The organism is Amycolatopsis sp. NPDC023774 (assembly GCF_040639695.1).
Classification (GTDB): Bacteria; Actinomycetota; Actinomycetes; order Mycobacteriales; family Pseudonocardiaceae; genus Amycolatopsis.
Window position 1 is genome coordinate 92,513 of record NZ_JBFAAJ010000003.1, and the last position, 20,785, is coordinate 113,297.

Consider the following 20,785-nt stretch of genomic DNA (forward strand, 5'->3'; position numbering starts at 1 on the left):
GTGTGAGCAACGACCACACCAACACCGGTACCGACGGCACCGGCGGCGCGAGCTTCGAGCAGGGCCAGGACTGGGCCGGTCCGGACGGAGGCTCGTCGAGCCACCTGTACTCGAACCCGGAATCGGGCTCCGGTCACCACAACGAGAGCGGCCTCCTGACCGGGATTCTGGGCGGCCTGGGCCGCTGATCCTGGCGCCGACGGTGATGATCGGCTGTGCGAAGCAGCCGGCCACCACCGTGCTGTCTCGACCCGGTGCCGCCGGGTGCGTCCCTCCGGCGGACGCCGACCGGCATCCGCGCCCATCACCGCGTTTTCCCTCACCGGCACCCCGGGAATTCACCGACGCGATACCCGCCGTCCCGAACGGCGTCACGACCGGCGTGTCTACTGAGCCCTCCGTTCACCCAGACCAGAGAGCGGGGTAGCTCGATGAGACGTGTTGTGGCCGGAATCAGCGGGGCCGCGTTGGCGCTGTCGGGGCTGTTCGCCCTGCCGGCGCAGGCGCACGTGGGGAACGCGACGCAGGACGCGTTCACCACCAAGACCGCCTACGAGCCGCAGGGCGACCTGTACTCCTACGAGTGGCTGCCTTCGTCGTTCCGCCCGGTGTTCACCGAGAACGTCTCGCGCCATGGCGCGCGCACATTGTCCGACAGTGACGACGCCGACGCCTTGCTGGCGCTGTGGAACACCGCGAAGTCCGAGGGCGCGCTGACCGGCGTCGGCAAGCAGCTGGGCCCGGACGCGCAGGCGCTGCTCGCCGCCAACGCCCGCGACGGCTACGGCCTGCTCACCCAGGTTGGCCGCGACGAGATGCGCACCACCGCGCAGCGCTTGGTGCGCCGGCTGCCGTCGCTGTTCGCCGATGCCGCGAAGGGAACCACGCCGAAGATCGACGTGGTCGCGTCGAGCCAGCCGCGGACGGTGGACAGTGCCAACGAGTTCGTGGCCGGCCTGAAGTCCGCGAAGCCCGGGCTGGCGACCACGGCCACCCGCACCGACGACGACCTGCTCTACTTCCACAAGTCGAATGTCGAGTACAACAACTACGTCGACAACGACCCGCGCGTGGCCGCCGTCGAGAAGGCCGCGACGGACCAGCCGCGCACGCACGCCGTGGCGCGTTCGGTGCTGCAGCGCAGCTTCTCGAAGCAGTTCGTGGACGACGTCGCGGCCGGGAAACACGCGGAGTTCAAGGACGAGATCGCCGCGGCCGACGCGGTGTACGCGCTGGATCAGGTCACGGTCGACCTCGCGGGCGAGGGCCACTGGCACTTCGACCGCTACATCACGCTCGACGAGGCCTCGTGGTTCGGCTACCTCGACGACGTGACCTCGTTCTACGAGAACGGTCCCGCGTTCTCCGGCAGCGACATCACGTACAAGATGGCCGGCTGCCTGCTCGACGACATGTTCGCCCAGCTCGACGCCAAGCGCGCCGGCACCACCACGCGCGACGCCGAACTCCGCTTCACCCACGCCGAGGAGATCTTCCCGCTCGCCGCGCTGCTCGGCCTGCCGGGCAGCACGAAGCAGCAGCCCGAGAGCAAGCTGTTCACCTACGCGAACAACCCGTTCCGTGGCGCGCAGGTGGCACCGATGGCCGCGAATATCCAGTGGGACCTCTACACCGACGGGCACACCTACCTCGTGCGCATGCTCTACAACGAAAAGCAGACCGCGTTCAAGGCGAGCTGCGCCCCCGTGCACCGCGGCAGCTCCTTCTACCGGCTCGACGAGCTCGAACGGTGCTACGCCCAGTCCTGAATTCTCAGCACCACCGGGTGAGCCCGTGGCGGTCGATCGCCGCGGGCTCGTTCGCATTTCCGGGCACGACAACGGCACCCTTGGCGCGTCCATGATCACCCGCCGATTCCGTTGCCACCACCGACTTTCGGCTGTTTTTTTCTGTCTGCGGTGAGACCTTGACACTTCTTAATGGTCTAGTCCATTGTGACGGCACACATCCCCACCGAGTGCTCCTCTGAGTTGATACCGCCGCATCAAGCATCGGAGGTGCTCCACACAAGCGCGCTCACGCGTGCGTCCACGTTGGAGGACCAATGAAACCCCTGCGCCGTCTGGCCACCGTCGCGCTCGCCGCGGGTGCCGCGCTGGCCACCACCCTCGGCCTCGCCCCGTCGGCGCTGGCCGCGCCGGACCCCGTGCTCGCTTCGCCGTACCTGTACCAATGGGGCGGGCAGACCGACCCCGCCGCGGCCATGTCAGCCACCGGCGTGAAGGCGTTCACGCTGGCCTTCATGCTGTCCGACGGCGGCTGCAACCCGAAGTGGGACGGCAACCGCGACCTGAACGGTTCGGATGCCGCGCTGATCCAGAAGATCCGCTCGGCCGGCGGCGACGTGATCCCGTCGTTCGGCGGCTGGTCGGGCACCAAGCTCGGCTCGCAGTGCGGGTCGCCGGAAGACCTCGCCGGCGCGTACCAGAAGGTGATCGACGCCTACCAGCTCAAGGCGATCGACCTCGACATCGAGAACACCGACGAGTTCGAGGACGCGACGGTGCAGGACCGGATCCTCAACGCCGTGAAGATCACCAAGCAGAAGAACCCGGGCGTCCGCGTCGTGATCACGATGGGCACGAGCCCGCAGGGCCCGAGGGAGTGGGGCAGCCGCCTCGTCACGCAGGCCAAGACGATCGGCGCGAACGTCGATGTCTGGTCGGTCATGCCCTTCGACTTCTCCAGCGGCGGCGACATGGCCGCGATGACGAAGTCGGCCGTCGACGGCTTGAAGGACCAGCTCAAGTCCGCGTTCGGCTGGAGCGACGACGAGGCCTACCGGCACAGTGGCCTTTCGTCGATGAACGGCAAGACCGACAACGCCGGCGAGAACGTGTCCGTCGCGAACTTCACCTCGATCCGCGACTACGCGTCGAGCCACCACCTCGGCCGCTTCACGTTCTGGGCCACCAACCGCGACTGCGGCGGTGGCGGCGAGTGCAGCGGCATCGACCAGGAGAAGTACGCGTTCACGAAAATCGTGGCCGGGTACCAGGGCTGAGCTCCGACGGGGACCCCGCTTCGTCGCGGGGTCCCCGCTTCTTCGGTTCGATAGTAGCCATGGACATAGTATCCATGTACATTATCTGTCGTGCGCCTCGAGAACCCGACCACCGGCCACCTCGTGTGGCGGCTGTCCATGAAATGGCGGGCGGCCGTCGACCGGACCGTGAAGCCGCTCGGCCTGACCCACGCCCAGTACTCGCTGCTGGCGACGCTCACCGGTCTAGTGGTGCGCGGGGTCCGGCCCAGCCAGCGTGAACTGGCCGACCACATGGGCCTCGAACCGCTACACGTGTCGAAGCTGGCGCGGGCGCTCGAACAAACCGGCCTCCTCACCCGCCCCCCGGACCCGGACGACCCGCGCGCCGTGCGGCTCGACCTCACCGCCCGGGGCCAGGAGGTGATCACCGAGGCGATCAGCCTCGTGCGTGACCTGCACGAGGAACTCACCGCGCAACTCGGCGGCTCCCGCAGCGCGCGGACCCGCCAGTTCCGCGACACCCTGCAGACGCTGCTGGGTGACGACCCCGCCGGAAGTGAGAAGACCATGACCACAGCCCGTGCCGTCGGCGGTCGCGACCTGAACCTGGCCGCCGCCGCGTCCCGTTCCCTGCTCATCGCGTTGCTGGACCGCGAAGGTCTGGACTTCACCGAATACGTGGTCCTGCGCACGGTGGCCCAAGGTGCCCAGCCGGCCGCCACCCTGGTCGAGACCATCGCGGCGACGGCCGTCGCGCCTGCCGAGGTGGTGCGCGCGGTGATCGACCGGCTTGTGGCCGCGGGCCGGCTGACCCGCGGGGACGTCGTCGACGTCACCCCGGCAACGCGCGACCTGGTCGAACGCCTGACCGCCGACTCGACCCAGGCCGGCGATCGGCTGTTCGCGGGCATCGCGGCCGCGGACCTGGAGGCGGCGAAACGCGTACTCGACACTGTGACGGCGCGAGCGGGCGAGATCCGCTCGCAGCTCTGACACCCGGGTCGAGCGCGCGGGGCGGTTCGACCTCGTCATCCGAGGACAGGCGCCTGGACCACCGGGCGCGCGGGGCGAGGCCGGGGCGCGCGCCAAAGTCAAGAAACCAGGCCGGCGAAGCCGCGCGCAGTCGAGGCCGCAGCACGGCCGCCGGCAACATGGTTCGACCCCATCGCTCCAGGCCACGGGCCTGGACCACCGGCGCGCGAGGTGAAGCCGGCCCGCGGGCCAAAACCAAGTGGCCAGGCGAGCAAACCCGCGCGCAGCCGAAGCCGGCGGCGGATAATCCGACCTCGTCGTCCGAGTGCACGGCCAAACCCGCGGTGCGCCCCGAAACCGGGTCAAGCACCCAACCACCAGCTGGTCACGAGCGAATCCGCGAGCCACGGCGGCCGGCGCCGGCGTGGCTCGACCGCACCCCTGTGGGACGCGAATCGGACCACTCGCACTCAAGCCCGGGACACCCACTCCTGGACCGAAGGGGCGCCCGAACGGGCGAGTGAAACCCCCGTCGGCGACATCTCGTGGTCGTCTCAGGCGGCGACGGTGATCTCCAGCGCGGCGTGCCCGGCTTCGGTCAGCTCGGCGGGCACGCGGCCCGCGGCGTCCTGCACGGCGGGGCGGATGTACCCGCCGTGGGCGAGGTTGTGGGCGGTCATCTGGTCGCAGCAAGCGAAACCGTCGATAAAGAGGTCGGGCTCGCTGCTCGTGGTCATCTCCGCGCGGTGGGCGGCGACCGCCCTGAGCATCGCCATCGCGCGGTGCGTCAGCTCGATCGCCGCGCCTTCTGAACCGGACACCGGTACCGACCTTCTTCCTGGTGGAGCCACTTACTCGGAGTCATCGTCCGTTGGGCCGAATGTGTTAACAACCACATCTTATTAGGCCGAAGTTGTGACGTTCACGAGGCCTCACCGGTTCCGGAGAGTCGCACCTCCAACGTGTGGGCCCACTCCCGCACGATCTGGCGCCGCCGGCGGGCGTCATCGGTGAGGAGGTTGGCGAGGCCGAGGCCGCGGGCCAGGTCCAGGGTGGCCTGGACCAGCTCGCGGACCCCGGGGTTCGCCTCGTCGACGCCCAGCAGCTCCACCGTCACGCGGTGCGCCTCGCGGCCGACGCGAGCCTCCAGCGGCACGAGGGTGCCACGCAGCTGCTCGTCGGACGACGCGACGGCCCACAGCTGCAGCGCGGCGCGGAACATCGGCCCGGTGTAGAGGTTCAGCACCATCTCCACCACGCGCTCGATCCGCGACGGCCCCGTGGGCAGCCCGTCGGCCTTCGTCCGCAGCTCGGTGATCTGCGCCTCCCCGAGCAGCTCCACGGCCGCCGCGACGAGGTCCTCGCGGGTCGGGAAGTGGTGCTGCGCGGCGCCGCGCGACACGCCGGCGCGTTCGGCGATCACGGCCACCGTGACGCCGTGCCAGCCCCGCTCGCCGATGCAGTCCATCGCCGCCTCGATCAGCCGACGGCGAGTCGTACGGCTGCGCTCCTGCTGCGGTTCCCGGAGCATCAGGCCGGATCGACCCAGAAGTCGAGCTGCAGGTCCGCTTCCGACGAGCCGATCCGGTACTTCGACAGATCGGTCACACCTTCGGCCGCGAGCACCTCGTCGTCCAGGAAGAAGTTGCCGGTCGTCGAGCGGCTCGGCCGGGTGAGGATCGCGTACGCGGCGTCGGCCATGATCTCCGGTGTGCGGCTGCGGTCGGCCAGCTCGGCGCCCACGACGTTGCGGATCGCCGCGGTGTCGATCGTGGTGCGCGGCCACAGCGAGTTCGCCGCGATGCCGTCCTTCTTCAGCTCCGCCGCGAGCCCGACGGTCACGAGGCTCATCGAGTACTTCGCGATGCTGTACGCGAGGTGCCCGGCCGTGAACCACTTCTCGTCGAGGCTGATCGGCGGCGACAGTGTGAGCACGTGCGGGTTCGCCGACTTGCGCAGGTGCGGGATGGCCAATTTGGACAGCAGGAAAGTACCGCGCGCGTTGATGTCCTGCATCAGGTCGTAGCGCTTCATGCTCACCTGCTCGGTGGGCGTGAGGTCGATCGCGCTGGCGTTGTTCACCACGATGTCGATGCCGCCGAACTGCTCGACGGTCTTCGCCACCGCGGCGGCCACGCCTTCGTCGTCGCGGACGTCGCCGAGGATGGGCAGCGCCTTGCCGCCCGCCTTCTCGATGGCCTCAGCCGCGGTGTAGATCGTGCCGGGCAGCTTCGGGTGCGGTTCGGCGGTCTTGGCCAGCAGCGCCACGTTCGCGCCGTCGGCGGCCGCGCGCACGGCAATCGCCTCGCCGATGCCGCGGCTGCCACCGGACATGATGATCGTGCGGCCTGCCAAGGACTTCTCAGTCTTCTCGGACACACTCACTCCTAATAGGACTTCGGCAGCCCGAGGGTGTGCTGCCCGACGAAGTTGAGCACCATCTCGCGGCTCACCGGCGCGATCCGGCCGAGCCGCACCGCGGTCACGAGCGTGCCGAGGCCGTACTCGGACGCGAGCCCGTTGCCGCCGTGGGTCTGCACGGCCTGGTCCACGGCGTGGATCGCCGCCTCCGCGGCGGCGTACTTGGCCATGTTGGCCGACTCGCCGGACGCGAAGTCGTCGCCGGAATCGTAGAGCGAAGCCGCCTTCTGCGTCATCAGCTTCGCCAGTTCCAGCTCGATCTTGATCTGCGCCAGCGGGTGCGCCAGGCCCTGGTGCGAGCCGATCGGCGCGCCCCACACCTGGCGCTCGTTGGCGTACGCCACGGCCTTGTCGAGCGCGTAGCGCGCGGTGCCGAGAGAGAACGACGCGCCCATGATGCGCTCGGGGTTGAGGCCGGCGAACAGCTGCGCGATCGCCGCGTCCTCCTCCCCGACCAGCGCTTCGGCCGGCAGGTGAACGTCGTCGAGGAACAGGCCGAACTGCTTCTCCGGCGAAACCAGGTCCATCTCGATCTGCTTGAACTCGAACCCCGGCGTGTCGGTGGGCACGATGTAGAGGGCGGGCTTGAGCCTGCCCGTCTTGGCGTCCTCCGTGCGGCCGACCACAAGGACCGCGTCGGCCTCGTCGACACCGGAGATGAACACCTTGCGTCCACTCAGGACCCAGTCGCTGCCGTCGCGCCGCGCGGTGGTGGTGATCTTGTGCGAGTTGGAGCCGGCCTCGGGCTCGGTGATGGCGAAGACCATCTTCTTGCTGCCGTCGGAAAGCCCCGGCAGCCACTGCTTCTTCTGCTCGTCCGTGCCGAAGCGCGAGATCACCGTGCCGCAGATCGCCGGCGAGACGACCATGAGCAGCAACGGCGAGCCGGCGGCCGCGAACTCCTCCAGCACCGCGGCGAGGTCGGCGATCCCCGCGCCCCCGCCACCGTACTCCTCGGGCAGGTTCACGCCGAGGTAGCCGAGCCGGCCGGCCTCGTCCCACAGCTCGACGGTCTTCTCGCCCGAGCGGGCCTTCCTGGCGTAGTACTCGTGCCCGTACTTGCGCGCCAGTTCCGAGGCCGCTTTGCGCAGCGCCACGCGCTCCTCGGGCTCGACGAAGTTCATCGCGTTCATGCTCGTTCTCCCACCACAGCCAGAATCGTGCCGACCTCGACCTGCAACCCGACTTCCACCGGCAGCTCGGTGACCACGCCGTCGGCGGGCGCCGCGATCCGCTGTTCCATCTTCATCGCCTCCAGCCACAGCAGCGGATCCCCCGCCGCCACGGCGTCACCCACGCCCACCGCGAGTCGCACGACCGTGCCCGGCATCGGCGCGACGAGCGAGCCCGCCGCCAGCGCGGCCGACGGGTCGGCGAACCGCGGCTCGACGGTGAACGCCACCGAGCCAAGCGCGGAGTCCACAAAGGAAACGTTCCCGTGCCGGGCGACCGCGAACGTGCGCCGCAGTCCGGCCACGTCGAGTACCACTCGGCCCGGCTCCGCCGAGACCAGCCGCACGTCGTCGTAGCCCTCGGCCCGCAGGCCGTCCCGGGTCAGCGAGTACAGGACCTCGTGGGTCGAATCCCCCCGGGTGAAGACCTTGCGCTGGCCGGCCGAACGCACGTTGCGCCAGCCGCTGGGCAAGCGGCCCAGCGTGGTCGCGGCCGCACGGTTGCCCGCGGCGTCGGCCAGTGCGGCGGCGAGCGCGGAGAGCTTCTCGGCGTCGCCGCCGACCAGCGGCTTCACCAGGGTGTCGAGGCCGTGGCGGTCAAAGAACGCCGTGTCGGTCTCGCCGGCCAGGAAGGCCTCGTGGCGCAGGAGGTTCACGAGCAGGTCGCGGTTGGTGACCACCCCGTGGATCTTCGCCCCGGCCAGCGCGGTGGCAAGCCGGCGGGCGGCTTCCTGGCGGGTCGGGGCCCACGTGATCACCTTGGCGAGCATCGGGTCGTAGTGCACGCCGACGACGGACCCGCTCTCCACACCGGAGTCGAGCCGCAGCCCCGCGCCGTGCGTGAACTGGCGGTCGACGCCGGGTACCTCGAAGGCATGCAGCGTGCCGCTCTGCGGCTGCCAGCCCGCGGCCGGGTCCTCGGCGTAGAGCCGCACCTCGATCGAGTGTCCTTGTGGCGTGGGGGGTTCCGGCGGCAGTTTCGCGCCCTGGGCCACGGAAAGCTGCAGCGCCACGAGGTCGAGGCCGGTGACGTTCTCGGTCACCGGGTGCTCCACCTGCAGCCGGGTGTTCATCTCCAGGAAGTAGAACCGCCCGTCGGGACCGGCGAGGAACTCGACCGTGCCGGCGCCGACGTAGTCGATGGCCGACGCGGCCTTGCGCGCCGCGTCGAACAGTTCCGCGCGCATGGCTTCGCCGACGAACGGCGACGGCGCTTCCTCCACCACCTTCTGGTGCCGGCGCTGGATGGAGCACTCACGCTCCCCCACCGCCCACACCGTGCCGTGGCGGTCGGCGAGCACCTGCACCTCGATGTGGCGACCCGTCTCCAGGTAACGCTCGCAGAACACCGTCGGGTCGCCGAACGCGGAACCGGCTTCGGCCCGGGCGCTCTCGACGGCCTCGGCGAGCTCGTCCAGTTCCCGGACCACCCGCATGCCGCGACCACCGCCACCCGCGGAAGCCTTGACCAGCAACGGCAGATCCGCCTCGGTCACCGCGGCCGGGTCCAGTTCGGACAGCACGGGCACACCGGCAGCGGCCATGATCCGCTTCGACTCCACTTTGGAGCCCATCGTCTCGATCGCCGCGGGCGGCGGGCCCACCCACGTGAGCCCGGCGTCGAGCACGGCCCGCGCGAACGCGGCGTTCTCGGAGAGGAACCCGTAACCCGGGTGCACAGCGTCGGCGCCCGCGTCGGCCGCGGCCTTCACGATCAGCTCCGCGCGCAGGTAGGTCTCACCCGGCGCGTCGCCCGGCAGGCGGACCGCGACGTCGGCCTCGCGCGTGTGCGGGGCAGCCGCATCGGCGTCGGAGAACACGGCCGTCGTGCCGATGCCGACGTCGCGGCAGCTGCGGAACACGCGGCGGGCGATCTCGCCGCGGTTGGCGACCAGCAGGTTGTGGATCACGACTGCACCCCTACATCCGGAAGACGCCGAAGCCACCCTCGGCGCCCTTCACTGGTCCGTTGTGGATCGCCGACAGGCTCAGGCCGAGCACCGTGCGGGTGTCGCGCGGGTCGATGATGCCGTCGTCGTAGAGCATGCCGGAGAGGAACATCGGCATCGACTCGGCCTCGATCTGGTTCTCGACCATCGCGCGCATCGCCGCGTCGTTCTCCTCGCTGTACTCCTGCCCCCGGCCGGCGGCCGCGGCACGAGCCACGATGGACAGCACCCCGGCCAGCTGCGCCGGGCCCATCACGGCCGACTTCGCGCTCGGCCAGGCGAACAGGAACCGCGGGTCGTAGGCGCGCCCGCACATGCCGTAGTGACCGGCGCCGTAGGACGATCCCATGAGGACGGACAGGTGCGGCACCTTCGAATTCGACACGGCGTTGATCATCATCGCGCCGTGCTTGATGATGCCGCCCTGCTCGTACTCCTTGCCGACCATGTAGCCGGTGGTGTTGTGCAGGAAGACGAGCGGCGTGTCGATCTGGTTGGCCAGCTGGATGAACTGCGCGGCCTTCTGCGACTCCTCGCTGAAGAGCACCCCCTGCGCGTTGGCGAGGATCCCGACGGGGTAGCCGTGGATGTTCGCCCACCCGGTGACCAGGCTCGAGCCGTAGAGCGGTTTGAACTCGTCGAAGTCGGAGCCGTCCACGACCCGGGCGATCACCTCGCGCGGGTCGAACGGCACCTTGAGGTCACTCGGGACGATGCCCAGCAGGTCCTCGGGGTCGAACAGCGGCTCCGCGTACTCGCTCCGAGGCGCCGGCCCCTTCTTGTGCCAGTTCAGCCGTTTGACGATACTGCGGCCCAGCCGGATCGCGTCCTGCTCGTCGACCGCGAGGTAGTCGGCCAGGCCCGAGGTACGGGCGTGCATCTCGGCCCCGCCCAGCGACTCGTCGTCGGACTCCTCGCCGGTCGCCATCTTCACCAGCGGCGGGCCGCCGAGGAACACCTTCGCGCGTTCCTTGACCATCACCACGTAGTCGGACATGCCCGGCAGGTACGCGCCACCCGCGGTCGAGTTGCCGAACACCAGCGCGACGGTGGGCACCTTCGCCGCCGAAGACCGCGTGATGTCGCGGAAGATCCGGCCGCCGGGAATGAAGATCTCTTTCTGCGTCGGCAGGTCCGCGCCGCCGGACTCGACGAGGTTGATCACCGGCAGGCGGTTCTGCGCCGCGATGTCGGCCGCGCGGAAGCTCTTCTTCGTGGTCCACGGATTGCTCGCGCCGCCCTTGACCGTCGGGTCGCTCGCGGAGATCAGGCACTCCACGCCCTCGACCACGCCGATGCCGGTGATCACGCTCGCGCCCACGCGGTAGTCCGAGCCCCACGCCGCCAGCGGCGAGAGCTCCAGGAACGGTGAGTCCTCGTCGATGAGCAGCTCGATCCGTTCGCGGGCCAGGAGCTTGCCGCGCTTGCGGTGGCGCTCCACGTACTTCTCGCCGCCACCGGACACGGCCTTGGCGTGCTCGACGTCGATTTCGGCGAGCTTCTCGAGCATGGACTCGCGGTTGGCGGCGAACTCGCCGGACCGTGTGTCCACAACAGACCTCAGTGCGGTCATGCGGTGTATCCCAATCGCTTCGCGGCCAGGCCGGTGAGGATCTCGGTGGTACCGCCGCCGATGCCCAGGATGCGGACATCGCGGTAGTGCCGCTCCACTTCGGACTCACGCAGGTAGCCGAGCCCGCCGTGCAGCTGCACGGCCTCGTTCACCACCCATTCGGCGGCTTCGACGGCGGTGTTCTTGGCGAAACAGGCTTCGGCGATCACTTCTTCGCCGGAGACGTGGCGCACGGCGGTCTGACGGGTGTACGTGCGCGCGACGTCGGTCTTGCGCGCCATCTCGGTGAGCTTGTGCTGCACGAGCTGGCGCGAGATGAGGGGACGGCCGAACGTCTCGCGCAGCCGGCACCAGTCGAGCGTGAGGTCGAGCGCGCGCTGCGCGTGGGCGTAGGCCTGCACGGCGAGCGAGAGCCGCTCGGTCACGAACTGCGTGGCAACCTGGGCGAAGCCGCTGTTCTCGGCGCCCACGAGGTTTTCCACCGGCACCCGGACGTCCACGTAGGAAAGTTCGGCGGTGTCGGAGGCGGCCCAGCCCATCTTCTCCAGCTTGCGCGAGACCGTGAACCCGGGCGTGCCGCGTTCGACCACCAGCAAGGAGATGCCGTGCGCGCCCTCGCCGCCCGTGCGGACGACGGTGGTCACGAAGTCGGCGCGGCAGCCGGAGGTGATGAACGTCTTGGCTCCGTTGACCACGTACTCGTCGCCCTCGCGCACGGCGGTGGTGCGGATGCCGGCGACGTCGGACCCCCCGTCGGGCTCGGTGACGGCCAGCGAACCGATCTTGGTCCCGGCAAGCGTCGGGCGCACCCAGCGTTCGACCTGCACCGGATCGCCGGCCTCGGCGATGTGCGGCACGGCGATGCCGCAGGTGAACAGCGACGCGAACAGGCCGCCGGAGCCGCCCGCGTAGTGCATCTCCTCGGCGACCACGAGCGAGTCGAGGTAGTTGCCGTCGCCGCCGCCCACGGACTCGGGGAACGCGACGCCGAGCAGCCCGAGGTCCCCGGCCTTGCGGTGCAGCTCTCGCGGCAGCTCGCCCACGCGTTCCCAGTCGTCGAGGTGCGGCAACACGTCCTTCTCGACGAACCGCCGCACAGTCGCGCGCAGCTCTTTGCGCTCCGGCGTCGCGAACGGGTCCATGATCACAGCAGCGCCTCCGGCACGTCGATCTCGCGCGCCCGCAGCCATTCACCGAACGCCTTGGCCTGCGGGTCGAACCGCGCCTGCGAGGCCACGCCCTCACCGAGGATGTCCTCGACCACGAAGTTCATGGCCCACAGGTTCGGCAGCAGGTGCCGGGTCACCGGCAGCCGGGCCGTCTCCGGCAGCAGCAGGCGGAACTCGGTGACGGTGAGGCGGTGCACGAGCCAGCGCCACGCCTCTTCCGAGCGCACCCACACGCCGAGGTTGGCACTGCCACCCTTGTCACCGCTGCGCGCGCCGATCACGCGGCCGAGCGGGACGCGGCGCACCGGCCCGTCCGGCAACGGCTCGGGCAGCGCGGGTTCGTCCACTTCGGTCAGTGCGAGAGTCCGGGTGGACGGCGCTATGTCGACAACTCGACCGTCGGGCAGCACCGCGATGTGGGGTACCTCGGCAGCGTCCACAAAGGCCGCCGAGTAGACGCCGTACGGCGAGGCGTCCGACGGCGGCGCGGTCACGTGGAAGCCGGGGTAGCTCGCGAGCGCCAGTTCCACCGCGGCGCCGCTGAACGCGCGGCCGGCGATCTTCGGGTCGGCGTCCTTCACCGCGACGTGCAGCAGTGCACTGGCCTGTTCCTCGGTGCCGGCGTCACGGTGGTCCGTGCGCGCGAGTGTCCAGCGGACCTCGGCGGGCGGCTTCCGTTCGAGCGCCGTCTCCAGCTGCTCACGCACGAGCGCGGCCTTTTCCTCGATGTCGAGGCCGGTGAGCACGAACGTGGTTTCGTTGCGGAACCCGCCGAGCCGGTTCAGCGCGACCTTGAGCGTGGGCGGCGGGGCTTCGCCGGTGACGCCGCTGATGCGCACGCGGTCCGGGCCGTCCTCGGCGAGGGCGAGTGTGTCGAAGCGTGTGGTGACGTCGGGGTTCGCGTACCGGGCGCCGGTGATCTCGTACAGCAGCTGCGCGGTGACCGTGCCGGTGTTCACGACCCCGCCGGTGCCGGGGTGCTTCGTGATGACGCTGGAGCCGTCGGCGTGGATCTCGGCGATCGGGAACCCGGGCACGCCGATCGGCTGCTCGCGAAAAAACGCGTAGTTGCCGCCGGTCGCCTGCGCGCCGCACTCGATCACGTGCCCCGCGGCGACGGCGCCGGCCAGCGCGTCGTAGTCCTCGCGCGTCCAGCCGAAGTGCGCGGCGGCGGGCCCGACGATCACCGAAGCGTCGGTGACGCGGCCGGTCACGACCACGTCGGCGCCTGCGTTCAGGCACTCGACGATGCCCCATGCGCCGAGGTAGGCGTTGGCGGTCAACGGTTTCCCGAACCCGAGCTGGTCGGCACGCCCGATCAGGTCGTCGCCCTCGACGTGCGCGATCCGCACGTCCACGCCGAGCTTCGCGGCCAGCTCACGCAACGCCGTCGCCAGGCCCGCGGGGTTGAGGCCACCGGCGTTGGCGACGATCTTCACGCCTTTTTCCTTGGCCAGCGAAAGGTTTTCCTCCATCTGCCGCAGGAAGGTCTTGGCGTAGCCGCGTTCGGGGTCCTTCATCCGGTCGCGGCCGAGGATGAGCATCGTCAGCTCGGCGAGGTAGTCGCCGGTGAGCACGTCGAGCGGCCCGCCCGTCAGCATCTCGCGCACGGCGGAGAACCGGTCGCCGTAGAAGCCCGACGCGTTCCCGATCCGGATGGGCGCCCCGGTCACGCTGCTCATGCGAACTGCCCCGGCTTGCGGCCCCGGCCGGGAGGACCGGCGAACGCCTGCGCGATGGTCAGCCACTCCCCGATGTCGGCGCCGGTCGCGACCAGGTCCGTGTCCGCGGGGTGGCGCCGCTGCGTGATGACCAGGCAGAAGTCCACGGCGCTGCCGGTGAGCCGCTGCTCGGCGTCCTCGGGCCCGAACGCCCACGTCGTGCCGTCCGGCGAGGCCAGCTCCACGCGGAACTCCTCCGGGGGCGGTGCCAGCGAGTTGAGCTTGAAGGCGAAGTCCCGCGTGCGCGTGCCGAAGCGGGCGATGTGCCACAGCCGGCCGGTCGGCCGACGGGCGAGCCCCAGCGCGTCGAACACGTCCTGGCCGTGGGCCCACGTCTCCATCATCCGCGCGGTGGCCATGGACGCGGCGCTCATCGGGGGGCCGTACCACGGCAGCTTCTGCCCGGCCGGCACCGCGGCGAGCGCTTCGGACAGCGCCGTCCGCCCGGCGCGCCACTGCGCGAGCAGCTCCTGCGGCGGCGTCGCGGCGCCTTCCTCGGCGGCGAGGTCGACGTAGTTCTCCCCCACGCTCAGCAGGTGCTCGACCTCGGCCTGCCACTCCTCGGGCCGGGCCGCGGCGATCAGCGCCTTCGAGTCCGTCCAGGCCAGGTGCGCGATCTGGTGCGCGACCGTCCACCCTTCCGCCGGTGTCGGCCTGGCCCACCCCTCGGGCGGCAGCCCGGCCACCACGTCGTCGATCGCCTGCGATTCGGCCGCCAGATCCCCGAGGATCACGCCGAGATCAGCCATCCTGCGCCTCCATGCGTCCTCTCGTGAGCACTGCGCGCTCAGCCCCACCCTCGCACCCCGACCGCGGAAAAATCAAGCGCGCCTGATTGTTTCTCCGGATCGAGCACGCAGCCGCTATTGACACGTTGCCAGTAGAACACCGTTGTCCTACCGTTCCAGCCATGAGCCCCTACGCGGACATCACCTACGAGGTCGCCCACCGGATCGCGACGGTCAAGCTGAACCGGCCCCGGGCGCGCAACGGGTACACCGTGCGGATGGCCGACGAGCTGGGCGACGCGATGGACCGCGCCGACCGTGACGAGGACGTGCGCGTGGTTGTGCTCACCGGGACCGGCAAGGACTTCTCCGTGGGAGCCGACCTCTCGTCCGGCGGGTTCGACTTCCAGCTCGGCGAGGGCCCGCCCGACGGCTGGCAGGAGCCGGCGGGCCGGTGTTCCAAGCGGATCTTCACGATGAACAAGCCCGTGATCGCCGCGTTGCGTGGCGCGGCAGTGGGCGGCGGCATCACGATCACGCTGTCGTGCGACTACCGGCTGGCGGCCGACGACTCGAAGTTCGGCTTCGTGTTCACCCGCCGTGGGATCTACCCCGAGGGCGCGTCGGCGTGGTTCCTGCCGAGACTCGTCGGCATGGGCACGGCCGTGGACTGGATGGTGAGCGGACGCGTCTTCGGCGCCGAAGAGGCGCTGCGGAAGGGGCTGGTGCACAGCGTTTACCCGCCGGAAGCCGTGCTGGACAAGGCTTACGAGCTCGCGCGTGACCTCGTGGCGAACACCGCGCCCGTGTCTGTCGCCGTCACGCGCCAGCTGCTGTACCGGATGGCCTCGGCTCCCTCGCCGTTCGAGGTGCACGAGGTGGACTCGAAGCTGATCGGCGGGATCGCCACCAACCCGGACTCGATCGAGGGCGTGCTGTCGTTCCTTCAGAAACGCCCGGCAGAGTTCAAGCTCCGCGTCGACCACGACCTGCCGCCCTATCTCCCCTGGATCGCGGAATGACCGCCTACCCGCCCGAACCGTGGCACCTCGCGGGCCAGGCGCAGCTGTCCGGGTGGCTGCTCCCGGCCGGCAAGCTGCCGGAACTGCCCGAAGGCGTCGAACCCGTCACCACCGGCGGCCACGCCGCGGTGTTCACCGCGTGGATCGACTACCGCGCGCCCGGGCAGCTGAGCTACCACGAGCTGCTCGCGGCCGTCGCCGTGCGCGGTGGGCTCACCGCGTCGATCACCGACATCTGGGTCGACAGCGAGGCCTCGCTCGCGGGCGGGCGCGAGCTGTGGGGCATCCCGAAGAACCTCGCGACGCTCGAGTTCAGCGGCGAGACCGAGTTCACCGCGGCCACCGAGGAAGGCTGGATCGCCACCGCCGCATTCTCCCGCCGTGCCGGGCTGCCGGCCGCGCTGCCCGCGCGGTTCGAGATCGCACAGACGCTCGGCGGGCGGCTCAAGCGCAGCCCCGTCGCCTCGCGCGCGAAGCCGCACGCGGCCGCTGCCGACTGGTCCGTGAACCCCGCCGGACCGCTCGGCTTCCTGGCCGGACGTCGCCCGATCGTGAGCGCGAGCCTGCGCGACTTCACCCTCGTCTTCGGCGGCTGACCGCCCCCGACCAGCCGCTCTGAGTGATCGACTAACCCGCGAGGGTGAGCCCGCGACACGCCACCCCTTGGGGCACGTGCGAGCCCGAACCCCTAGATGTAGTCTCTGTGGACCGGCAGCCCCCAGCGACGGGGAGACCGCTCAGGAAGGGCAGCCGGGCCGATTTGAGAAACCGCAGCGCACGGCCTTGTGCGGCCGTGCGCCGATGAAGCGCGCCCATTTTCGACTTTGTTGGAGACCCGCATGTCAGTGGAAACCGGTCAGCGTCCGCCCTCGTCGGCGGACTCGGCACCGAGCGCGGTTCGCGTGATCCGGCGCGACGGCAGCGTGTCGCCGTTCGACGCCGGCAAGATCAGCGTCGCCCTCACCAAGGCCTTCCTCGCCGTGGAGGGCGGCGACGCGGCCGCTTCCTCTCGCGTGCACCACGTCGTCGCCGAGCTGACCGAACAGGTCGAGGCATCCCTGCTGCGCCACGCCGGCCCCGAGCCCGCCCTGCACATCGAGCAGATCCAGGACCTCGTCGAGCTCGCCCTGATGCGCGGTGAGCACCACAAGGTCGCCCGTGCCTACGTGCTCTACCGCGAGGAGCGGTCGAAAGCCCGCGAGGCCGCCACCCCCGCGCCCGCCGAGGCCGCGATCAGCGTCAAGGGCACCGACGGCTCGCTTCGCCCGCTCGACTGGGCGCGCGTGTCCCACGTGGTGGGCGAGGCCGTGGCCGGGCTCGACGACGTGTCCGCCGAGCCGGTGCTGGCCGAGGCCAGGCGCAACCTCTACGACGGCATCAGCGCCGACGAGCTCGCTCTCGCGCAGATCATGGCCGCCCGCGTGCTCGTCGAGCAGGAGCCGAACTACTCGTACGTGAGTGCGCGGCTCCTGCTGGACAAGCTGCGCGGAGAGGCCCTGAGCTACCTCGCCGGCCGCCCGCGCCAGGCGAGCCAGGACGAGATGACCGCCGAGTACCCCGCGTACTTCCGCACCTACCTGCGCCGTGCGGTCGAGCTGGAGCTCGTCGACGGCGAGCTGCTCACGTTCGACCTCGACAAGATCACCGCGGCCATCCACGCCGAGCGTGACCTGGACTTCGGCTTCCTGGGCCTGCAGACCCTGTACGACCGGTACTTCCAGCACCACAACGGCACGCGCTTCGAGCTGCCGCAGGCGTTCTTCATGCGCGTGGCCATGGGCCTGGCCATCCGCGAGGACAAGCGCGAAGCCCGCGCGATCGAGTTCTACGAGCTGCTCTCCACCTTCCACTTCATGGCCTCGACGCCGACGCTGTTCAACTCGGGCACCACGCGCGCCCAGCTCTCGTCGTGCTTCCTGACCACTGTGGACGACGACCTGGACTCGATCTTCCAGGCGTACAAGAACAACGCGCTGCTGGCCAAGTACTCGGGCGGCCTCGGCAACGACTGGACCCCGGTCCGCGGCCTCGGCGCCCACATCAAGGGCACCAACGGCCAGTCGCAGGGTGTCGTGCCGTTCCTCAAGATCGCCAACGACACCGCGGTCGCCGTGAACCAGGGCGGCAAGCGCAAGGGCGCGGCGTGCGCGTACCTCGAGACGTGGCACGTGGACATCGAGGAGTTCCTCGACCTGCGCAAGAACACCGGTGACGACCGCCGCCGCACGCACGACATGAACACGGCCAACTGGGTGCCGGACGAGTTCCTGCGCCGAGTCGAGGCCGACGCGCAGTGGACGCTGTTCTCCCCCAACGAGACGCCGGACCTGCACGACCTCTACGGCAACGCGTTCGCCGAGCGCTACCGCGAGTACGAGGCCGCCGCCGACCGCGGCGAGATCAAGGTCTTCCGCCGCCTGCGTGCCGTCGACCTGTGGCGCCGCATGCTGACGATGCTGTTCGAGACCGGCCACCCGTGGATCACGTTCAAGGACCCGTGCAACCTGCGCTCGCCGCAGCAGCACGTGGGCGTGGTGCACTCCTCGAACCTGTGCACCGAGATCACGCTGAACACCAACATCGACGAGGTCGCGGTCTGCAACCTCGGCTCGGTGAACCTGCTCAAGCACGTCACGCCCGAGGGCCTGGACACGAAGCGGCTCGAGAAGACCGTGCGCACGGCGGTCCGCATGCTCGACAACGTGATCGACATCAACTTCTACACGATCCCCGAGGCGCGCCGCTCCAACCTGCGCCACCGCCCGGTGGGCCTGGGCATCATGGGCTTCCAGGACGCGCTGTTCGAGCTCGGCCTGCCGTTCGCCTCCGATGGCGCGGTGAAGTTCGCCGACGAGAGCATGGAGCACATCTCCTACTACGCGATCTCCGCGTCGACCGACCTGGCCGAGGAGCGCGGGCAGTACCAGTCGTTCGAGGGCTCGCTGTGGAGCCGCGGCATCCTGCCGATCGACTCGATGCAGCTGCTGATCGACGCGCGCCAGGGCGACGCCCTCGCCGTCGACACCTCCACGACGCTGGACTGGGCGCCGTTGCGCGAGCGTGTGAAGACCGTCGGCATGCGCAACTCCAACGTGATGGCGATCGCGCCGACCGCGACGATCTCCAACATCTCCGGCGTCGGCCAGTCGATCGAACCGCTGTTCCAGAACCTGTACGTGAAGTCGAACATGTCGGGCGACTTCACCGTGGTGAACCCGCACCTGGTCAAGAGTCTCAAGGCCCGCGGCCTGTGGGACGAGGTCATGGTCAGCGACCTGAAGTACTTCGACGGCAGCCTCGGCCAGATCGACCGCGTGCCGGACGACCTCAAGGCGCTCTACGCCACCGCGTTCGAGATCGAGTCGAAGTGGATCGTGGACGCCGGCTCGGTCCGGCAGAAGTGGATTGACCAGGCGCAGTCGCTGAACCTCTACATCGCGGCGCCGAGCGGGCGCAAGCTCGACGAGCTGTACCGCTACGCCTGGCACAAGGGCCTCAAGACCACGTACTACCTGCGCGCACAGTCCGCGACGCACGTGGAGAAGAGCACCCTGCGCGGCACCGACGGCAAGCTGAACGCGGTCTCGGCCGCCCCGGCCGCCACCGCTGCCGCCCCGGCCGCCCCGGCTGCGACGGCCGCCCCTGCGCCTTCGCCCGCGCCTTCACCCTCGGCCGCCGTCCCGGCGAGCCCCGCCGCGGCCGTGCCCGCCGCGGTCCCGGCCGCCAAGCCCGCCGAGCCGAAGGAAATGCCGAAGGTCGACGACATCGACTTCGTCGCCACCGAAGGCGCCTCCTGCCGCATCGACGACCCCGACTGCGAAGCCTGCCAGTGACCTCCTCGCCGGCGGTGCGGCCGCCGAAAACCGGCCGCACCGCCGGCGAGCCTTTCCTTGGAGCCTCTAGATGACCAACGTGGAGACCACGGACGCCACCGGCCTCGGCGAGATCGAGGTCGGCGCCGCCCGGATCAACGTCGACGACAAGCGCATGATCAACGCGCGCGCCGACGTGAACCAGCTGCTGCCCATGAAGTACCGCTGGGCGTGGGACAAGTACCTTGCCGCGTGCAACAACCACTGGATGCCGACCGAGGTCGCCATGCAGGCCGACATCGCGCTGTGGAAGTCGCCGGACGGACTGACCGAAGACGAGCGCCAGATGCTCAAGCGCAACCTCGGTTTCTTCGCCACCGCGGAATCCTTGGTGGCTAACAACATCGTGCTCGCGGTGTACCGCCAGATCACCAACCCCGAGTGCCGCCAGTACCTGCTGCGCCAGGCGTTCGAGGAAGCCGTGCACACGCACACCTTCCAGTACATCTGCGAAAGCCTCGGCCTCGTCGAGGGCGAGCTGTTCAACATGTACCGCGAGGTGCCGTCCATCTCCGAGAAGGACGCGTGGGCGCTGAAGTACACGCAGAACCTCGAGAACCCGGACTTCGAGACCGGCACGCCGGAAGCCGACCAGGCATTCCTGCGCGACCTCGTGGCGTTCTACGTGATCTTCGAGGGCATGTGGTTCTACACCGGCTTCGCGCAGATCCTCTCGCTCGGCCGGCGCAACAAGATGGTCGGCATCGCCGAGCAGTACCAGTACATCCTGCGCGACGAGTCGATCCACCTGAACTTCGGCATCGACTGCATCAACCAGATCAAGATCGAGAACCCGCACCTGTGGACCGAGGAGTTCCAGGCGGAGATCCGGCAGATGCTGACCGACGCGTGCGAGCTGGAGGTCCGCTACGCGCGCGACACCATGCCCCGCGGCATGCTGGGCCTCTCGGCGCAGCTGTGCGAGCAGTACATGCACTTCATCACCGACCGGCGCGCCCAGCAGATCGGCCTCGCGCCGATCTTCGGGGAGACGGAGAACCCGTTCCCGTGGATGTCGGAGGCGATGGACCTGAAGAAGGAGAAGAACTTTTTCGAGACCCGCGTGATCGAGTACCAGTCGGGCGGCGCGCTGGACTGGGACTGATCAGCGGCAGGACTGATCCCGGTCTCCGGGATCACCGCGGACGTCGTGCCACGCGGCGCCCCGCTCCGCTGGGC

17 protein-coding genes are annotated in these 20,785 nt (G+C 69.8%); 8 read left to right on the plus strand and 9 right to left on the minus strand.

All coding sequences use genetic code 11. The annotated features are described in order from the left end of the window. Positions 1 to 2 precede the first annotated feature (2 nt). From AB0F91_RS09945 to AB0F91_RS09960, 4 genes are all read left to right on the plus strand, one after another. Positions 3 to 188: a hypothetical protein gene (locus AB0F91_RS09945; RefSeq protein WP_360596449.1), complete on the plus strand. Its 186-nt coding sequence runs from the start codon at positions 3 to 5 to the stop codon at positions 186 to 188. Between the two features lie 243 nt (positions 189 to 431). Continuing rightward, a complete protein-coding gene (locus tag AB0F91_RS09950) occupies positions 432 to 1,769 on the plus strand; it encodes a histidine-type phosphatase (RefSeq protein WP_360596450.1) in 1,338 nt (445 codons plus the stop codon). Between the two features lie 296 nt (positions 1,770 to 2,065). Beyond that, complete coding sequence (locus AB0F91_RS09955) at positions 2,066 to 3,025, plus strand: chitinase (RefSeq protein WP_360596452.1); 960 nt, start codon at positions 2,066 to 2,068, stop codon at positions 3,023 to 3,025. 90 nt (positions 3,026 to 3,115) lie between these two features. After that, the gene (locus AB0F91_RS09960) at positions 3,116 to 4,000 is read left to right on the plus strand and encodes a MarR family transcriptional regulator (RefSeq protein WP_360596453.1); all 885 of its coding nucleotides are present in this window, start codon (positions 3,116 to 3,118) and stop codon (positions 3,998 to 4,000) included. Between the two features lie 533 nt (positions 4,001 to 4,533). On the opposite strand, the gene AB0F91_RS09965 is transcribed toward AB0F91_RS09960, so the two are convergent. The 9 genes from AB0F91_RS09965 to AB0F91_RS10005 form a co-directional block, all read right to left on the minus strand. Then, positions 4,534 to 4,800: a hypothetical protein gene (locus AB0F91_RS09965; protein WP_360596454.1), complete on the minus strand. Its 267-nt coding sequence runs from the start codon at positions 4,798 to 4,800 to the stop codon at positions 4,534 to 4,536. Between the two features lie 101 nt (positions 4,801 to 4,901). After that, positions 4,902 to 5,510 (minus strand): TetR/AcrR family transcriptional regulator, encoded by a 609-nt coding sequence (locus AB0F91_RS09970; protein ID WP_360596456.1) that lies wholly within the window; start codon positions 5,508 to 5,510, stop codon positions 4,902 to 4,904. Continuing rightward, complete coding sequence (locus AB0F91_RS09975; RefSeq protein WP_360597060.1) at positions 5,510 to 6,313, minus strand: NAD(P)-dependent oxidoreductase; 804 nt, start codon at positions 6,311 to 6,313, stop codon at positions 5,510 to 5,512. The genes AB0F91_RS09970 and AB0F91_RS09975 overlap by 1 nt, the downstream gene beginning before the upstream one ends. A gap of 53 nt (positions 6,314 to 6,366) precedes the next feature. Beyond that, the gene (locus tag AB0F91_RS09980; protein WP_360596457.1) at positions 6,367 to 7,533 is read right to left on the minus strand and encodes an acyl-CoA dehydrogenase family protein; all 1,167 of its coding nucleotides are present in this window, start codon (positions 7,531 to 7,533) and stop codon (positions 6,367 to 6,369) included. Continuing rightward, complete coding sequence (locus AB0F91_RS09985; protein WP_360596459.1) at positions 7,530 to 9,482, minus strand: biotin carboxylase N-terminal domain-containing protein; 1,953 nt, start codon at positions 9,480 to 9,482, stop codon at positions 7,530 to 7,532. Before AB0F91_RS09985 ends, AB0F91_RS09980 begins: the two co-directional genes overlap by 4 nt. Before the next feature lie 10 nt (positions 9,483 to 9,492). Then, positions 9,493 to 11,094 (minus strand): carboxyl transferase domain-containing protein, encoded by a 1,602-nt coding sequence (locus AB0F91_RS09990; RefSeq protein WP_360596460.1) that lies wholly within the window; start codon positions 11,092 to 11,094, stop codon positions 9,493 to 9,495. Beyond that, complete coding sequence (locus tag AB0F91_RS09995; RefSeq protein WP_360597061.1) at positions 11,091 to 12,239, minus strand: acyl-CoA dehydrogenase family protein; 1,149 nt, start codon at positions 12,237 to 12,239, stop codon at positions 11,091 to 11,093. Before AB0F91_RS09995 ends, AB0F91_RS09990 begins: the two co-directional genes overlap by 4 nt. Continuing rightward, the gene (locus AB0F91_RS10000) at positions 12,239 to 13,945 is read right to left on the minus strand and encodes an acyclic terpene utilization AtuA family protein (protein WP_360596462.1); all 1,707 of its coding nucleotides are present in this window, start codon (positions 13,943 to 13,945) and stop codon (positions 12,239 to 12,241) included. Before AB0F91_RS10000 ends, AB0F91_RS09995 begins: the two co-directional genes overlap by 1 nt. Further along, positions 13,942 to 14,733 carry a TIGR03084 family metal-binding protein gene (locus tag AB0F91_RS10005; RefSeq protein WP_360596464.1) on the minus strand — a complete coding sequence of 264 codons (792 nt, stop codon included), beginning with the start codon at positions 14,731 to 14,733 and terminating at the stop codon, positions 13,942 to 13,944. Before AB0F91_RS10005 ends, AB0F91_RS10000 begins: the two co-directional genes overlap by 4 nt. 161 nt (positions 14,734 to 14,894) lie before the next feature. Between AB0F91_RS10005 and AB0F91_RS10010 the strand changes: the two genes are divergently transcribed. The 4 genes from AB0F91_RS10010 (at position 14,895) to AB0F91_RS10025 (ending at position 20,711) form a co-directional block, all read left to right on the plus strand. Further along, the gene (locus AB0F91_RS10010) at positions 14,895 to 15,734 is read left to right on the plus strand and encodes an enoyl-CoA hydratase-related protein (RefSeq protein ID WP_360596466.1); all 840 of its coding nucleotides are present in this window, start codon (positions 14,895 to 14,897) and stop codon (positions 15,732 to 15,734) included. Next, a complete protein-coding gene (locus AB0F91_RS10015; protein WP_360596467.1) occupies positions 15,731 to 16,330 on the plus strand; it encodes an acetoacetate decarboxylase family protein in 600 nt (199 codons plus the stop codon). Before AB0F91_RS10010 ends, AB0F91_RS10015 begins: the two co-directional genes overlap by 4 nt. A gap of 243 nt (positions 16,331 to 16,573) precedes the next feature. After that, positions 16,574 to 19,567 (plus strand): ribonucleoside-diphosphate reductase subunit alpha, encoded by a 2,994-nt coding sequence (locus tag AB0F91_RS10020; RefSeq protein ID WP_360596469.1) that lies wholly within the window; start codon positions 16,574 to 16,576, stop codon positions 19,565 to 19,567. 70 nt (positions 19,568 to 19,637) lie between these two features. Beyond that, positions 19,638 to 20,711, plus strand: coding sequence for a ribonucleotide-diphosphate reductase subunit beta (locus AB0F91_RS10025; protein WP_360596471.1), 1,074 nt, complete (start codon positions 19,638 to 19,640; stop codon positions 20,709 to 20,711). The last annotated feature ends 74 nt before the right edge of the window (positions 20,712 to 20,785 follow it).

Excerpts from the sequence above, each read along its gene's own strand:
- AB0F91_RS09970 (WP_360596456.1), bottom strand. The coding sequence starts at position 5,510 with ATGCTCCGGGAACCGCAGCAGGAGCGCAGCCGTACGACTCGCCGTCGG.
- AB0F91_RS09975 (WP_360597060.1), bottom strand. The coding sequence starts at position 6,313 with ATGTCCGGTGGCAGCCGCGGCATCGGCGAGGCGATTGCCGTGCGCGCG.
- AB0F91_RS09980 (WP_360596457.1), bottom strand. The coding sequence starts at position 7,533 with ATGAACGCGATGAACTTCGTCGAGCCCGAGGAGCGCGTGGCGCTGCGC.
- AB0F91_RS09950 (WP_360596450.1), top strand. The coding sequence starts at position 432 with ATGAGACGTGTTGTGGCCGGAATCAGCGGGGCCGCGTTGGCGCTGTCG.
- AB0F91_RS10010 (WP_360596466.1), top strand. The coding sequence starts at position 14,895 with ATGAGCCCCTACGCGGACATCACCTACGAGGTCGCCCACCGGATCGCG.
- AB0F91_RS09990 (WP_360596460.1), bottom strand. The coding sequence starts at position 11,094 with ATGACCGCACTGAGGTCTGTTGTGGACACACGGTCCGGCGAGTTCGCC.
- AB0F91_RS10005 (WP_360596464.1), bottom strand. The coding sequence starts at position 14,733 with ATGGCTGATCTCGGCGTGATCCTCGGGGATCTGGCGGCCGAATCGCAG.
- AB0F91_RS10020 (WP_360596469.1), top strand. The coding sequence starts at position 16,574 with ATGTCAGTGGAAACCGGTCAGCGTCCGCCCTCGTCGGCGGACTCGGCA.
- AB0F91_RS09955 (WP_360596452.1), top strand. The coding sequence starts at position 2,066 with ATGAAACCCCTGCGCCGTCTGGCCACCGTCGCGCTCGCCGCGGGTGCC.
- AB0F91_RS10015 (WP_360596467.1), top strand. The coding sequence starts at position 15,731 with ATGACCGCCTACCCGCCCGAACCGTGGCACCTCGCGGGCCAGGCGCAG.
- AB0F91_RS10025 (WP_360596471.1), top strand. The coding sequence starts at position 19,638 with ATGACCAACGTGGAGACCACGGACGCCACCGGCCTCGGCGAGATCGAG.
- AB0F91_RS10000 (WP_360596462.1), bottom strand. The coding sequence starts at position 13,945 with ATGAGCAGCGTGACCGGGGCGCCCATCCGGATCGGGAACGCGTCGGGC.